This is a genomic window from Mycobacterium sp. TY815 (assembly GCF_030755135.1).
Taxonomy (GTDB): Bacteria; Actinomycetota; Actinomycetes; order Mycobacteriales; family Mycobacteriaceae; genus Mycobacterium.
Map to the genome: position 1 here is coordinate 905,389 of NZ_JAUFRX010000002.1, position 14,672 is coordinate 920,060.

At 66.3% G+C, this 14,672-nt stretch carries 15 protein-coding genes; 5 read left to right on the top strand and 10 right to left on the bottom strand.

The features are described 5' to 3' along the window. Positions 1-145: 145 nt before the first annotated feature. Complete coding sequence (locus QXK92_RS23625; protein ID WP_306245682.1) at positions 146-985, bottom strand: Bax inhibitor-1/YccA family protein; 840 nt, start codon at positions 983-985, stop codon at positions 146-148. Positions 986-1,235: 250 nt separating this feature from the next. Between QXK92_RS23625 and QXK92_RS23630 the strand changes: the two genes are divergently transcribed. Genes QXK92_RS23630 through QXK92_RS23640 form a run of 3 tightly spaced genes read left to right on the top strand, consistent with a single transcriptional unit; the run spans position 1,236 to position 4,821 of the window. After that, a complete protein-coding gene (locus tag QXK92_RS23630) occupies positions 1,236-2,297 on the top strand; it encodes an enoyl-CoA hydratase/isomerase family protein (RefSeq protein WP_306245683.1) in 1,062 nt (353 codons plus the stop codon). Positions 2,298-2,308: 11 nt separating this feature from the next. Beyond that, the gene (locus QXK92_RS23635; protein ID WP_306245684.1) at positions 2,309-3,082 is read left to right on the top strand and encodes an enoyl-CoA hydratase; all 774 of its coding nucleotides are present in this window, start codon (positions 2,309-2,311) and stop codon (positions 3,080-3,082) included. Next, entirely contained in the window at positions 3,079-4,821 is a 1,743-nt protein-coding gene (locus QXK92_RS23640) for an alpha/beta-hydrolase family protein (protein WP_306245685.1), read from the top strand. The genes QXK92_RS23635 and QXK92_RS23640 overlap by 4 nt, the downstream gene beginning before the upstream one ends. A 67-nt stretch (positions 4,822-4,888) precedes the next feature. On the opposite strand, the gene QXK92_RS23645 is transcribed toward QXK92_RS23640, so the two are convergent. Then, positions 4,889-5,302 (bottom strand): rhodanese-like domain-containing protein, encoded by a 414-nt coding sequence (locus QXK92_RS23645; protein WP_306245686.1) that lies wholly within the window; start codon positions 5,300-5,302, stop codon positions 4,889-4,891. Continuing rightward, complete coding sequence (locus QXK92_RS23650; protein WP_306245687.1) at positions 5,302-5,871, bottom strand: cysteine dioxygenase family protein; 570 nt, start codon at positions 5,869-5,871, stop codon at positions 5,302-5,304. The genes QXK92_RS23645 and QXK92_RS23650 overlap by 1 nt, the downstream gene beginning before the upstream one ends. Before the next feature lie 103 nt (positions 5,872-5,974). On the opposite strand from QXK92_RS23650, the gene QXK92_RS23655 reads away from it, so the two are divergent. Beyond that, the gene (locus tag QXK92_RS23655; protein ID WP_306245688.1) at positions 5,975-6,409 is read left to right on the top strand and encodes a lipoprotein LpqV; all 435 of its coding nucleotides are present in this window, start codon (positions 5,975-5,977) and stop codon (positions 6,407-6,409) included. Between the two features lie 94 nt (positions 6,410-6,503). Beyond that, positions 6,504-7,553, top strand: coding sequence for a patatin-like phospholipase family protein (locus QXK92_RS23660; RefSeq protein WP_306245689.1), 1,050 nt, complete (start codon positions 6,504-6,506; stop codon positions 7,551-7,553). Between the two features lie 46 nt (positions 7,554-7,599). On the opposite strand, the gene QXK92_RS23665 is transcribed toward QXK92_RS23660, so the two are convergent. From QXK92_RS23665 to QXK92_RS23695, 7 genes are all read right to left on the bottom strand, one after another. After that, entirely contained in the window at positions 7,600-8,469 is an 870-nt protein-coding gene (locus QXK92_RS23665; protein WP_306245690.1) for a patatin-like phospholipase family protein, read from the bottom strand. Continuing rightward, positions 8,466-9,347, bottom strand: coding sequence for a class II glutamine amidotransferase (locus QXK92_RS23670; protein WP_306245691.1), 882 nt, complete (start codon positions 9,345-9,347; stop codon positions 8,466-8,468). The genes QXK92_RS23665 and QXK92_RS23670 overlap by 4 nt, the downstream gene beginning before the upstream one ends. Before the next feature lie 3 nt (positions 9,348-9,350). Then, positions 9,351-9,827 carry an SRPBCC family protein gene (locus tag QXK92_RS23675; protein ID WP_306245692.1) on the bottom strand — a complete coding sequence of 159 codons (477 nt, stop codon included), beginning with the start codon at positions 9,825-9,827 and terminating at the stop codon, positions 9,351-9,353. Then, entirely contained in the window at positions 9,827-10,897 is a 1,071-nt protein-coding gene (locus QXK92_RS23680; RefSeq protein ID WP_306245693.1) for a dihydrodipicolinate reductase, read from the bottom strand. Before QXK92_RS23680 ends, QXK92_RS23675 begins: the two co-directional genes overlap by 1 nt. Positions 10,898-10,996: 99 nt before the next feature. Then, positions 10,997-12,628: a fatty acid--CoA ligase gene (locus QXK92_RS23685; protein WP_306245694.1), complete on the bottom strand. Its 1,632-nt coding sequence runs from the start codon at positions 12,626-12,628 to the stop codon at positions 10,997-10,999. Positions 12,629-12,737: 109 nt separating this feature from the next. Then, positions 12,738-13,907 (bottom strand): YncE family protein, encoded by a 1,170-nt coding sequence (locus tag QXK92_RS23690; RefSeq protein ID WP_306245695.1) that lies wholly within the window; start codon positions 13,905-13,907, stop codon positions 12,738-12,740. 415 nt (positions 13,908-14,322) lie between these two features. Continuing rightward, positions 14,323-14,661: a helix-turn-helix transcriptional regulator gene (locus tag QXK92_RS23695; RefSeq protein ID WP_306245696.1), complete on the bottom strand. Its 339-nt coding sequence runs from the start codon at positions 14,659-14,661 to the stop codon at positions 14,323-14,325. Positions 14,662-14,672: the final 11 nt, after the last annotated feature.

Consider the following 14,672-nt stretch of genomic DNA (forward strand, 5'->3'; position numbering starts at 1 on the left):
GCTCAACCCAACACCGCACGCGCCCAACCAACACCGCACGCGGACTCAATCCAGCCCCGCGAGACCCAACCCATCAGCGCGCAGGCCCCCCGCAAAAGGAAAAGCCGGCACACCGAAACGGTGTGCCGGCTTGCCCGTCGAGGGATTAGTCGTTCTGCAGATAACTCAGCAGACGCAGGATCTCCAGGTACAGCCAGACCAGGGTCACGGTCAGGCCAAGGGCGATGCCCCACGCGGCCTTCTCCGGCGCGCCCGCGCGGATCATCTGGTCCGCCGCATCAAAGTCGATGAGGAAGCTGAAGGCCGCGATACCGATGCACACCAGCGAGAAGATGATCCCGATCGGTCCGGCGCTGCGCAGGCCCAGACCTTCGCCGCCGCCAACGTGGAACAGCGCCAAGACGAAGTTGCCGAGCATCAGCACCAGCACGCCAAACATCGCGGCGACCAGCATCCGGGTGAACTTGGGCGTCACCCGAATGGCGCCGGTCTTGTAGACGACCAGCATCCCGAAGAACACCCCGAGCGTGCCGAGTACCGCCTCGCCGATCAGCATCCCGGCATTGGCCGAACCCACCGAGAAGTTCGCGAGCAGGAACGAGATGGCACCCAGGAACAGGCCCTCGAGCGCCGCGTAGCTCAGCACGATCGCCGGGTTGTCCTGCTTGCGGCCGAACGTGGCGATCAGCACCAGAGCCAACCCGCCGAACGCGCCGACCATGGTCAGCGGCATCGCCAGGCTCAGGTTGGTCGCCACCAGGAAGTAGGAGACGATCGCCGTGGTCGACAGCATGGCCAGCGTCAAGCCGGTCTTGGTGACGACGTCGTCGATGGTCAGCGGGCGCGAGACGCGAGCCTCACGTCCCTGCTGGTAGGGAGCGTAGGGGTCGGCCGGATAGCCCGACTGCACGCCGGGGCCGAATTGCGCGTATCCGCCCGCCTGCTTCGGCAGCGAACGAAATACCGGGTTACTTGTCTCCCGCACCGTCGGATCCTCTCTAAAATTTCTGTGGCTTCGAACGTGCGAACAATCGCTCAACGAGTGGTGGTCCGCCCGAGTTCCCGGCGGAGCTGGCGTTTCGTATTCAGTCAGGGACCCGTATAGCTCGTCCGGATCACCCTAAACCTTAGACCCGCGGAGATCCGCGAGCGAGTAACGATCTAGATTGCTCGTCAAACTCATGGCCACGTCGGCCCGAGTGGTGGAGCGGATTGCGGCGAGGGGAGACAAGCGCATGACCGGGGTCGTCGAGGGGGCCGTAACAGGGGAATCCGACGAAGTCCTGACCCGCGTTGTCGACGGCGTCGGTTACGTGACCCTCAACCGGCCCAAGGCAATCAATTCGCTGAACCAGACCATGGTGGACCTGCTCAGCACCGTGCTCGTCAGGTGGGGACGCGACGACGCGGTGCGTGCGGTGGTGCTGACCGGGGCCGGCGAGCGCGGACTGTGCGCCGGCGGCGACGTGGTGGCCATCTATCACAGTGCGCGCAAGGACGGGGTCGACGCCCGCCGGTTCTGGCGCGATGAATATTTGATGAACGGTCTGATCGGCCGGTTCACCAAGCCGTACGTGGCGGTGATGGACGGAATCGTGATGGGCGGTGGCGTCGGCGTCAGCGCACACGCCAACACCCGCGTGGTAACCGACACTTCGAAGGTCGCGATGCCCGAGGTGGGCATCGGCTTCATCCCCGACGTCGGCGGGGCGTACCTGCTGTCCCGCGCGCCTGGAAAGCTGGGCTTGCACGCCGCACTCACGGGCGCGCCGTTCAACGGCGCCGACGCCATCGCGCTGGGATTCGCCGATCACTACGTACCCCACAGCGAACTCGACGCGTTCACCGCAGCCGTCGCGACCAACGGGGTCGAAGGTGCACTCGCCCGGCACGCAACAGAACCGCCGCCGAGTGAACTTGCCGCACAGCGGGAGTGGATCGACGAGTGCTACTCGGCCGACAGCGTGGTCGACATCGTGGCGGCATTGCAAAACCACGATGCCGAGGCGGCCAACGCAGCCGCCAAGCTCATCGGCACCCGCTCCCCCGTCGCCTTGTCGGTGACCTTCGAGGCGGTGCGGCGCGCCGCCGATCTGGAAACGCTGGAAGACGTTCTGGTGCAGGACTATCGAGTCTCAAGCGCTTCGCTACGTTCACACGACCTGGTGGAAGGGATCCGGGCACAGCTGGTGGACAAAGACCGAAACCCCAAGTGGTCACCGGCATCGCTGGCCGAGGTCACCGTGGCCGACGTTGCCGGATACTTCGCGCCCGTCGACGACGACCTGAAGTTCTAGAGAGGTAAACCATGGCGTACGAAACCATTCTCGTCGAACGCGAAGAGCGGGTCGGCATCATCACACTCAACCGGCCCAAGGCACTCAACGCCCTCAACAGCCAGGTGATGAACGAAGTCACCAGCGCTGCAACAGAATTGGACCAAGATCCAGCCATCGGGGCGATCATCATCACCGGCTCGGAAAAGGCGTTCGCCGCTGGGGCGGACATCAAGGAGATGGCCGGGCTGACGTTCGCCGACGCCTTCGGCGCCGATTTCTTCGCTCCCTGGGGCAAGTTGGCCGCCGTGCGCACCCCGACCATCGCGGCGGTCGCCGGGTACGCCCTCGGCGGCGGCTGCGAGCTGGCGATGATGTGCGACCTCCTGATCGCCGCTGATACAGCGAAATTCGGCCAGCCGGAGATCAAACTCGGTGTGATTCCTGGGATGGGCGGCTCGCAGCGACTGACCCGGGCCATCGGCAAGGCCAAGGCGATGGACCTCATTCTGACCGGCCGCACCATCGACGCCGCGGAAGCCGAACGCAGCGGCCTTGTTTCGCGGCTGGTGCCGGCCGACGACCTGCTCAACGAGGCGAAGGCCGCCGCCAAAACCATCTCGCAGATGTCGCTGCCGTCCGCTCAGATGGCCAAGGAGGCCGTGAACCGGGCATTCGAATCGACACTGGCCGAAGGACTTCTCTACGAGCGCCGGCTCTTCCACTCGACCTTCGCCACCGACGACCAGACCGAGGGCATGACGGCCTTCATCGAAAAGCGCCCGCCCGACTTCACCCACCGATGAGCACTTCCCCGGCCGCGGAGACCACCGACGAGGACGTACCGGAACCCACCAAACCCGCGGAGAACGCACCTTGGTGGCACCGGTACCGCGGCCGCTGGTGGGTCCGCCACTACACCTACACCGGGACCCTGTTCGGCTTGATTTTCGTCTGGTTGTCGCTCACCCCGTCACTGCTGCCCCGCGGTCCCCTGTTCCAGGGGGTGGTCAGTGGCTGCTCGGGTGCCATCGGGTACGGCCTGGGTGTGTTCGCCGTGTGGCTGGTCCGGTACATGCGGTCACAGAACACCAGTCCCCCTGCGCCGCCCTGGGTTTGGCCGCCGCTGATCGTGGTCGGCGCAATCGGGGTCGTCGTCATGGCGATCCGCTTCCACGTGTGGCAGGACCACGTGCGCGACATGATGGGTGTCGAGCACCTGAAGTGGTATGACTATCCGCTCACCGCGGTGCTCGGGGTGATCGTGCTGTTCTCGCTGGTCGAGATCGGCCAGCTCATCCGTCGGCTGGTCATTGTTCTTGTCCGACAAGTAGATCGGATCGCGCCCTTCCGGGTGTCGGCGACCATCGTGGTGATCGGGCTGATCGTGCTGACGATCACCTTGCTCAACGGTGTCGTCCTGAAATTCGCCATGCGTTCCATGAACGGCAGCTTCGCCGCGGTCAACAACGAAATGGACCCTGGCTTCAGTCCACCCAAGTCCAAACTGCGCTCGGGCGGACCGGAATCACTGGTGTCCTGGGAGTCGCTGGGCCATCAAGGCCGCATCTTCGTCGAGGGTGGGCCTGCGGTCAGCAAACTGAGCGCGTTCAACGGCAGCCCGGCCGTCGAACCGATCCGGGCCTACGCCGGCCTGAAATCCGCCGAAGACATCGACGCGACCGCCGAACTCGCTGCCCGGGAGTTGTTGCGCACCGGCGGATTACAGCGCGCGGTGGTCGCGGTGGCAACCACCACCGGAACCGGCTGGATCAACGAAGCGGAAGCCTCGGCGCTGGAGTACATGTACAACGGCAACACCGCGATCGTGAGCATGCAGTACTCCTTCCTGCCCAGCTGGCTGTCGTTCCTGGTGGACAAGGAGAACGCCCGGCACGCCGGGCAGGCGCTGTTCGAAGCCGTCGACAGGCTGATCCGGCAGATGCCGGAGTTCAAGCGGCCCAAGCTCGTCGTCTTCGGCGAGAGCCTTGGTTCGTTCGGTGGTGAGGCGCCGTTCATGAGCATCAACAACGTTCTGGCCCGCACCGACGGCGCCCTGTTCAGCGGGCCGACGTTTAACAACACCATCTGGACTCAATTGACCGCCAACCGCGACAGCGGTTCGCCGGAGTGGTTGCCGATCTACGACGACGGCCGCAACGTACGATTCGTGGCCCGACCGGAGAATCTGGACCGCCCCCAGGCGGCCTGGAATCACCCGCGGGTGGTCTATCTGCAGCACGCATCCGACCCGATCGCCTGGTGGACCCCCGACCTGTTGTTCAGCAAGCCGGACTGGCTACGCGAGAAGCGTGGCTACGACGTGGTGCCCGAGATGCGCTGGTTTCCGTTGGTGACGTTCCTGCAGGTGTCGGCCGACATGGCAGTCGCCGTCGACGTGCCCGACGGACACGGTCACCGCTACGTCGCCAATTGCGCGGACGGGTGGGCCGCGGTGCTGTCGCCGCCAGGCTGGACGTCCGAGAAGACCGCGAAGCTGCGTCCGCTGTTGCATGCCGATTCCACGGCCGGCACCTCGGGATAGCTCTCGGGAGAAGCTGAGCGGAATTGACGGCGCTGGTGATCCCACCACCGGAACCGGAGGGCTCGTGCTAGGTCAGGACGGGCTCACGGGCTTGCAGTAGCCGCGCGGTCTCGGCCAGCACATCCGCGGCGACCAGCGCGTGGTATCCCCCCACCACGTCCGTCGCCCGGTACAACCCGAGATCCAGCAGCGCGGCCGCGGCCAGGCTCGAGGTGTATCCCTCCGAACACAGGATCACCCACTCGACGTCGTCGTCGGCAGCCTGTGGCAGCCGGGCCTCACTCGTCGGGTCGCAGCGCCATTCCAGCACGTTTCGCTCGATCACCAGCGCTCCGGGCACCTCGCCCTCGCGGGCACGCTGGGCGGCCGGCCTGATGTCCACCAGCAACGCTCCGCGCCGCACCGCCTCCGGTACCTGCTCGGCCGGCAGCCGCTGGTAGCGCTCACGCGCGGCCTGAAGAATCCGGTCAATCCTGCTCATCACGGTCCTTCGGGTTGATCGGTCAGTTCGGTGCGCTGCCGGCGCAGCGTATTGCGTTCGGTCACGTCGTAGTACGACATCGCGGTCAGCGGCGGTGAGTAGGCGTGCACACTCAACGTCGGCTGCACCGGCGCCGGACTCGTGACGGAAACTGCAGCAGGGCGTGGCGCCCACACCACATCGTGCACCCACCCCAGCGGAAACCCCGCCTGGTCACCGGCATCCAGTCGGCGACGGCGCAATCGCAGACCGTCCCAACGGAATTCGTTGAGCGAACCGGACAGCACGGTCAGCGCCCCGAGGGATCCACCGTGATCGTGTAATTCGGTGGCGTGGCCCGGAACCCAGCTGATCAACCAGATGTCGAGCTCGTCGTCGCCGTGGATGCGGGTGAACCAGCGCCCGTTCTCCGGCACACCGCCGTCAGGCAGCAGATGATCGCAGCGCCCGCTCAGCACGTCGTCGGCAGCCAGGTCGGTGGCGTGCAGCAGATCCGGAACCCGCAGCCGGGTCGGTCCCGAGTGGGGAATAGTCGGCCTGAGGTAGGGGCGAGCGAGCGCAGAAGCCATCGAAGAACTCCGGTGTGTGAAAGGAACAGGGCAAGCGGCGGCGCGTCAGGGCCGACAACACTCGCAAGAGAACCGTTCCGTCACGCAGTCAGTGTTGCATAGATTGGGACTTGTGCGCGCACACCGACGATGGGGATCCTTGCTCGCCGCGCTCGCGTGCCTAACGGCCGTCGCCGGGTGCGCGCACGGCGGGAGTGGCGGCAGAACGACGTCCTCGCCGGCCGGCTCGTCGACCGCGACCAGTTTGCTGCCGGCAGGCGCCATCGGCGTCTCCCCCGGCGGCGTGACCACCCGGGTGGACGCTCCGGCCGAGTCCACCGAGGAAGAATATTTCCAGGCCTGCCATGCCGCCAAGGAGTGGATGGACGCCCAGGGCGGCACTGGCGAGGCGCAGATCGAGCCGTACCTGGCGATGGTGCAGGCGACCGGCCCCGGCTTTGCGGGTAGCTGGAACAAGCGCTGGGCGGAACTGGGCCCGGAACGTCAGGCAGCGGTGATCGTCGCGGCGCAGGCTGCCGGCCGGGGCGAGTGCGGCTGACGGTTCCCACCACCGGTGTGGCAATTCGGATCAGGCCTGAGCAAAACCGTCAGCCGGTTCGGCGGGGCACCCCGTCACCAAGCACAATGATGGGATGTCCGGACCAATACCCCTGCGCCCCCGCGCGTCCTCAGGAAGTCGCGTCGCGTTGGCACTGGGCAGTGGCGGTGCCCGCGGCTACGCCCACATCGGCGTAATCCAGGAGCTGCAGGAGCGGGGCTACGAAATCGTCGGCATCGCCGGATCGTCGATGGGTGCGCTGGTGGGCGGGGTCCAGGCGGCCGGACGTCTCACCGAACTCGCCGATTGGGCCCAATCGCTCACGCAGCGCACCATTCTCCGATTGCTCGACCCGTCACTCACCGCGGCCGGTGTGCTGCGGGCGGAGAAGATCCTGGACGCGGTCCGCGACATCCTCGGCCCGGTCACGATCGAAGAGCTGGCGGTCCCCTACACCGCGGTGGCCACCGACCTGCTGGCCGGCAAGTCGGTGTGGTTCCAGCGCGGCCCGGTGGACGAGGCCATCCGCGCCTCGATCGCGATCCCGGGTGTGATCGCGCCGCATGAGGTGGGCGGGCGCCTGCTCGCCGATGGAGGCATCCTCGATCCGCTGCCGATGGCGCCGATCGCGGCCATCAACGCCGATCTGACCATCGCGGTCAGCCTCAACGGCAGCGAACCGGGCGCCACCCGCGACGCGGAACCGGGTATGACCGCCGAGTGGCTGAACCGCATGCTGCGCAGCACCACCGCGCTGCTCGACACCAACGCGGCCAAGTCGCTGCTGGATCGGCCGACGGCCCGGGCGGTCCTGAGCCGGTTCGGAGCGTCGATCCCGGAGTCCGATGACTGGTCAGACGATGGCGAGGACGCCGCCGACGAGGTGCCCGAGGTGCCGAAGCTCGGCGGCTTCGAGGTGATGAACCGGACGATTGACATCGCCCAGTCGGCGCTGGCCCGCCACACGCTGGCGGCCTACCCGCCGGATCTGCTCATCGAGGTGCCACGGACCACGTGCCGAAGCCTGGAATTCCACCGCGCGGTCGAAGTCATCGGTGTGGGAAGGACTTTGGCCGCTCGCGCGTTGGACGCATTCGAGAACGCCGGCACCGAGGAAGCCGAGGCACCGGCAATCGAGGGCTGACAGTCCCGGATAACAGCGCGAACGCCGACAGATCAGACGCCGATGATCAGACGTCGAGAAAACGCGCGACGGCCTCTGCTTCCCGGCGTCCCTGTGCACGCCCGGCCTGAGCCGAGCCGATCCGGCAGCGCGGATCGAGGGGGTTGGCGCCGAACGCCGCGAGTGATGCGTCGTCGGCGAAGACGCTGAACGTATCCCCGGCGAACGCGGCGATCTCACCGGCGGGACCGGGGCCGAGAGGTGACGGGGTATCGACGCCGGAAGGGACCAGCACCACGGCAACGTCGCAGTCGCCGGCGACCTCGATGTTGACCGAGCTGTTCACCCCGCCATCCATATACCGCCGGCCGGCGATCGTCACCGGCGGCCACGCCCCCGGCACCGCGCAACTGGCCGCCACCGCATCGACCAACCCGACCCCGCAGTGCCGATCGAAGACCACCAATTCCCCTGTCGCCGTGTCGATTGCGACGATTCGCACGGCACGGTCCGACCACTCGTGCGAGGGCAGGCGTTGCTCGATCACCGCACGCCGCACCGATTCCGGCACGGTGTCGGTGGCCAGCGCCACAGCACCGATCCGCTGCAGGCGGCCCCGGGTCCGGTCCCAGCCAGGGGTGCGGGGTTCACGCAGCGCGTCCAGGAACAGTTCGGTGATCGTGTCGATGTCGACACCGGGGTCGATCTCGGCCGAATTCTCGGCGACCTGGCGGTCGTACAGCGATTCCAGCGAGCAGCCGCTGCTGATCTGCGCCGCGACCGTCGAACCCGCGGAGGTGCCGACCAGGACGTTGGACTCCACCAGGCGTTGCGCCGCCGCCGGTGATTCATCGGAGATACCGCGCAAAATACCTGTCTCCCAGGCGATTCCCGCCACGCCGCCGCCGGCCAGCACCAGCGCTCGTCGGGCCGTCACGGTCGGTGCCGCGTTCCGGGGAGGGCGTGCTGGGCACGGAAGACCGGCTGACTCAGATCGTCTCTGCGCACCAGATGCCGGGGCGGATCGGGAAGCACCATGGTGCGGTTGATGTTCAGACCCGCGTTGACGTAGATCAACTCCCCGGGCTCGAGAAGACACCAACGCGTGTCGTCGTCCATCGGTTCGGTCGCGAACACCACCGAGGAGCGTTCGGTAAGTGTCGGGCTCTGCGCGTGAATCCTGCTGGTGCTCATATCGAAATCGGGGACGCCGTCAACCCGCCGGTCCAGCATGAACAGCTGATGGGTGTCCGGGTAGCGCAATGCCCACATCTGCGTTCCCATGCACAACAGGATGTTGACGGCGTAGACGGGCACGTTGTCGGCGAGCCAGCTGACGGCGTCCACGATTCCGGCCGATACGTCGCCGCCGTGCGCGCGAATGCCCGCGGTGATCAATGCGAACACCCGCTCGGAATCGGTCTGTCCCAGTACCAGATCGAAGGTGCCGAGCTCACGAAGCCGGTCTTCGACGACGTCGAGACCCTCGATCATCCCGTTGTGCGCGAAGATCCGGCCGTCCTGCAGGAACGGGTGGGTGTTGCGCACATCGAGCGATCCCGTCGTGGCGTAGCGAACGTGGGCGATGAAGGTGGTGCCGTCCAGCTGATGCGCTTCGGTGGCGAACGTCGCGTCCTGCCAGGCCGCTATCGGCTCCTTGTACAACTGCGGCCGGCCGTGCTCGTCGAACACCCCCAGGCCCGTGCCGTCGGGATTCTTGCGGCTCTGCCGGGCAAGACTGTCCGGCGCCTCGAGCAACCAGAACGTCGCGGCCACGACTTCCGTCCCGGCATGTAGGCCGAAGAGTCGACACATGGGTCAGTCGGTCACCAGTTGCGCGGAGAGCTTTTCGAGCACCACCCGCGCATACCCTTTCCACATCTTTCCGAACACCGGCAGCAGGGGCGCCGAGGCCGACGACTTCGGGTGCAGCGTCCACTGCCAGCTCACCCGGGTACCCGTGCCGGCGGGCGCGAACGACCAGACGCCGTCCACCGAGCTCACCAGCGTGGCCAGCGGTCCGCTGATGTCCGAAAGGGTGTACCCGAAAGACCGCGGCGGGTCGACGGTGGTCAGCCGCTCTTTCACCCGGCCCCCGCCCACCATGAGGATGGTGCGGGTCTGGCCGGGCGCATCCCAGTCGCCGACCTGGTCCCGTACCTCTTTGATGGGCGGAATGATTCCGTACCACTGGGCGCAGATGACCGGCAGCGATATGGGCAGCGTCTGGGCGAACGCGTCCTCGACCGAGATGGGGATGGCGCGTGACTGCTGGACTACGACGGACTTCGGCATCAGATCCCCTCGTGGCGTGACAACCGGGGCGCGGCCCGGCCGGTGATGAGCGGCAGGTCGAAAAAGCTCTGGATTCCCGCCGGAGCTGCGCAGGTGGCCGGAACCGCGTTGACGCAGTGCGCCGCGGTCGCGACGACACCGGGATTGCTGACCAGCCCGGCCTGCACGCTCTCCGGCTGCCATCCCTTGATGGTGACGAAGGTGTCCGGGTTACCCCGCACCTCGATCTCGTACCGCTCCCCTGCCGGCCCGAAAGACCATGGCGGATCGAGGTTTTCCTCACCCATCAGCCAGTTCACGGTGATCTGGACGACTGGGGTGTCGCCGACGAGCGCCTCCCAGTGGAAGCGGCGTCCCGCGACCTGACCGGGTTCGATCATCCCGATCGGTGAGTCGATGGGCGCGGTCGCGACGGCCACCTCTTGCGTCGCGCGGATCTCCGGATCGGCGGCGAAGCCGATTTTGTCGACGCACAGCCGCACCGACTGGAAGAAGCCGCCGTTCAGCAACTTCTGCATCGGTCCGGTCAGCGCGCTGTCCGGGGTCCCGCCGAATCCCATCACGTAGCGCAGCACATCCGGTGCGCCGTAGGTACGCAGATCGGAGAACTCCTCGGCGCGAACAAACGTCACGCCGGTGGACATCACCGAGAGCAGCAGCGGAAACAGCTCCGTGGCCGCACCGGGTCCGATTCCGGCACCGTGCAGCGTGGTGTTGCCTCCCTGGGCGGCGACTTCCAGTGGAGCGCCTTCTTTTTCGGTCGGATAGAACCAGCCGAGTGGGGTGACGACGTTCTTGCCCGAACGCAGCAGCGCCGCCACTTCGTCGACGCTGGGCAATAACGGCGCGTAGATCACCGCGTCGGCATCGAGCCTCAGGATGTCGTCGATGTCGGCGGTCGCGGTGACGCCCAGCGCCGGCCCGCCGATGATCTCGCCGACGTCTTTGCCGCTCTTGGCTTCTGAATGCACCCAGCAACCGACGAGTTCGAGTTCGGGATGCTCGAGGATTCCTTTGATCGCGGCCACTCCGACCGATCCGGTTGCCCACTGGACGACCCGCAGGCTCATGGTGCTGGTCCCCTCTCCCTCGCGAGCAGACACAAAATCGCGTGTTTCGGGCCTCGGAAGTGCGAGTTTGTGCCTGCTCGCGATCAGTCGATCAGTCGCTCAGTCGTGCGCTTCGACGACCTCGTAGTCCCCGTCGTTGTAACGCGACCGGATGGTCTTCTTGTCGTACTTGCCCACACTGGTGCGCGGAACCTCGTCCGCAAACGCCCACCGCTCGGGCAACCACCAGCGAACCACCTTGTCTCCCAGAAACTTTCGCAGATCCGACGCTTGCACGTCGGCTCCTTCCCGGGTGACGACGACGGCCAGCGGCCGTTCCTGCCAGCGCTCGTCGGGCACCCCCACGACCGCGGCTTCGACCACATCGGGATGACCGATCAGGCAGTTCTCCAACTCCACCGATGAGATCCACTCCCCGCCGGACTTGATCACATCCTTGGCACGATCGGTCAGCGTGATGAAGCCCTGCTCGTCGATGCGCCCCACGTCGCCGGTGCGCAACCAGCCGGAATCGAACTTGGACTCGTCATAGCCCTGGTAGTAGGCGCCGGTGATCCACGGACCCCGCACCTCCACCTCGCCGACGGCCTTACCGTCGTTGGGCAGCACCTTGCCGTCGTCGTCGACGATCCGGGTCTCCACGCCGCACACCGGCTGCCCTTGGGTCACGCGGAATGCCCAGTGCTGGTCGTCCGGGGTGCCCGGCGGCGGCCAGGCCATGGTGGCCAGCGGTGAGGTCTCGGTCATCCCCCACAGCTGCCGGATCTGCACGCCGTGTTTGTCCTCGAAGGTGCGCATCAGCGATTCCGGAACGGCGGAGCCGCCGCAGGCGACCATCTTCAGCGACGACATGTCGCGCCCGGGCTCCTTGTCCAGGTAGTGCATGACGTCGTTCCAGATGGTCGGCACCGCACCGGCCCTGGTGGGACGCAGCGTCTCGACCATGTCGACCAGCGACCGGGCGTCCAGATGACGGTCGGGCAGCACCAGGTCGGCCCCGGCCATCAAGGCCGCGTACGGCAGGCCCCAGGCGTTGGCATGAAACATCGGCACGATCGGCAGCACCCGGTCGCTGGAACCCACCCCGATACCGTTGACGGTGCAGGCCGCCATGGAATGCAGGAAACTCGAACGGTGGCTGTAGACAACGCCTTTCGGGTTACCGGTGGTGCCGCTGGTGTAACACATGGCGGCCGCGGAGTTCTCCTCGATCGTCGGCCAGTCGAATTCGGTTGATTCGCCGTCGATCAGCTCGTGATAGCGCACCACCGTCTTGCCGCCGTCCTGCAGCGGCGTGATGTCGCCGTCGCCGACCGCGACCACGGTGTGCACGGTCTCGAGTTCGGCCAGCACCGGCCCGAGCAATTTGGCCAGGGACACGTCGACCAGCACCACCTGGTCCTCGGCTTCATTGGCCACATAGGCGATCTGGTGTGGGAACAACCGGATGTTGAGGGTGTGCAGCACCGCGCCCATCGAGGGGACCGCCAGATAGGTCGCCAGGTGCTCGGCGTTGTTCCACATGAAGGTGGCCACCCGCTGATCGCCGGTGACGCCGAGGCCGCGCAGCGCATTCGCGAGTTGGGCAGCCTGCTGTCCCAGTTCGCGATAGGTGATGCTGCGGTAGCCGTCACCGGTCGCGGTAATGACCTCGCGCAGTCCGTGGACTCCGCAGCCGTGCCGCATGATCGCGGTGATCGTCAGCGGAAATTCCTGCATCGTGCTGTACATCGATGTACCGCCTCACGCGTCTCGGCGCAGCACCGCCTGTCGGTTCCCGTGGCCGAATGCTATCGCCGCGGCGCGGGCTCGCGAACGTCGGGCCGACGCGCGGCCGGTGTCAGACGAGGGCGGCGTCGTACTGCAGCAAGTCGGGCACGAACAGGTCCACCGAACGCCTGCTTTCCAGTGCCGCCTGCTCGATCCGCGTCTCGGCGTTCACCGCGACCGGTGCCACGGTGACGGCACCGGAATAGTCGGCGACATACAGCGAGGTGCCGTCGGCACTTTCGGCCACACAGGACGGCTGGCTCGCGACGTCCACGCGGTCGATGACGTCCTGAGTGAGCGTGCACACCACGGTGACGCTGTCGTCGCTCACCAGGTAGGCGCGGTCGCCGTCAGCGCTCAGCGTGAGCCGGGTGACCAGGCCGGTCACCTCGGCGATCTTGCGGGTCCCGGCGATCTTGTTGGTGCGGGTGTCGACGACGTCGAGCACCGCAGCCTCGGGGCCGCTGCTGGCGACGTAGACCAGACCGCCGTTGGGGCCGATGGCAACGTCGCGGACGGGCAGGCCGATCTCGACGGTGGCGATCACCGACGGGCTCGCAGCCTGCGCCGACGTCTTGGCCACCAACTTGGAGCTCTTCGCGGGCTTCCCGCTCTTGCGACGCCATCGGGCACGTCCGGCGGGCTCGTCCGGATTCAGCCCGGTGTCGATGACGACCACTTGGCCCCCGCGCGGACCGTTCACACCGACGTACAACCGGCCGCCGTCAGAACTCGCCTGGACGGATTCCGTGGTGGTACCGGCGGTGCGCGCGATGTCGACGACGTGCATCCGCCCGGTCTCGACGTCCAGGATTGCGACGTCGGCGCCGCGCGCACCGTTGCGGCTGATGTACACGTGCTTGCCGTCGCCACTCACAGCGAGGTCGCTCACGCTCAAGGCGACCCGGTGCGAGGCGATGACAGTGTTGGTGGCCAGGTCGATGACCTGAATCGCGTCGTAAGCCGGGGATGCGGTGCTCACGTACGCACGATCCGCGGTGAGGGCGATTGCGAACGGTTCGGCCAGGCCTCCGATGGCGTCCACCACCCGGCAGCTGTCGGCGTCGATGACCGAGACGCTGTCGCTGCCGTAGTTGGTCACCAGCAGGCGGCCGCCGGCCGGGCTGGCCGCAATGCCGCTGATGGGCCCCCTGAAAACCGGGATCTGGACGGCAACCGGGCTAGCCCCGAGCTCGAGGACCTCTGAAACCCGGCCGTTCACCTTGCTTTCGAAGCTCACGCTGGCACCGCCTCTACTCTGTTGGTCGAACTCTCCGGACGGCTGACCGCAATCGCGCGACTATGTACGAGCGGTCATCCGATAAAGCGCATAACAGCACCGGAAAGTGCTGCTTCAACACACGTTTAACCGCTATTCTAGCCGCCGAATTCCAGCTAAAAAGAATTCAAATTCGCGGCTGTTACCTACATCACGTGGACATCTAAGTATACGCTCAGGATGACCGGCGATGACGCTCGGGCATACCCGCTCCAGCAAAGCCAAGACACCTTTTGACGTGCAGAATCAATCTCCCAGCGAACGAATGCGACCGCCGCGGCGCCAGCTTCAAATAAGAATTTCTTATTATTTACCGCCCAACGAGGCGAATATCACATCCGGTGGCGCCGCGTGTCGCCGAGAATTGTGCCGGTCGCTAGGAACCGGGAGCAGGGCGATTTTCGCTCAGGTCGGCACCGTCGAGGGCCTGACTGAGCACCCGCAGAATGTCTTGATCGGCCGGCGAGTAGTAGACGAAGGTCCCTTCGCGACGGGCCTTCACCAGCCCGGCCAGTCGCAACTTCGCCAGGTGCTGGCTGACGACGGTGGGCGCCACCTGAGCAAGATCGGCCAAGCAGGCCACCGACGTCTCGCCCTGCAGTAACGCCCAGAGAATCTTGACCCGGGTGGGATCACTGAGCATGCGAAATGTCTCTGCGGCACGGGTCACTCGTTCCTCGGAAGGCATGGAGAAGCCGGCGATCGACGAATGCACGGGGCCAATCG

Bases quoted from the DNA above. Each gene is read 5' to 3' on its own strand.
- QXK92_RS23630 (WP_306245683.1), top strand. From the start codon at position 1,236: ATGACCGGGGTCGTCGAGGGGGCCGTAACAGGGGAATCCGACGAAGTC.
- QXK92_RS23635 (WP_306245684.1), top strand. From the start codon at position 2,309: ATGGCGTACGAAACCATTCTCGTCGAACGCGAAGAGCGGGTCGGCATC.
- QXK92_RS23640 (WP_306245685.1), top strand. From the start codon at position 3,079: ATGAGCACTTCCCCGGCCGCGGAGACCACCGACGAGGACGTACCGGAA.
- QXK92_RS23645 (WP_306245686.1), bottom strand. From the start codon at position 5,302: ATGAGCAGGATTGACCGGATTCTTCAGGCCGCGCGTGAGCGCTACCAG.
- QXK92_RS23650 (WP_306245687.1), bottom strand. From the start codon at position 5,871: ATGGCTTCTGCGCTCGCTCGCCCCTACCTCAGGCCGACTATTCCCCAC.
- QXK92_RS23660 (WP_306245689.1), top strand. From the start codon at position 6,504: ATGTCCGGACCAATACCCCTGCGCCCCCGCGCGTCCTCAGGAAGTCGC.
- QXK92_RS23670 (WP_306245691.1), bottom strand. From the start codon at position 9,347: ATGTGTCGACTCTTCGGCCTACATGCCGGGACGGAAGTCGTGGCCGCG.
- QXK92_RS23675 (WP_306245692.1), bottom strand. From the start codon at position 9,827: ATGCCGAAGTCCGTCGTAGTCCAGCAGTCACGCGCCATCCCCATCTCG.
- QXK92_RS23680 (WP_306245693.1), bottom strand. From the start codon at position 10,897: ATGAGCCTGCGGGTCGTCCAGTGGGCAACCGGATCGGTCGGAGTGGCC.
- QXK92_RS23685 (WP_306245694.1), bottom strand. From the start codon at position 12,628: ATGTACAGCACGATGCAGGAATTTCCGCTGACGATCACCGCGATCATG.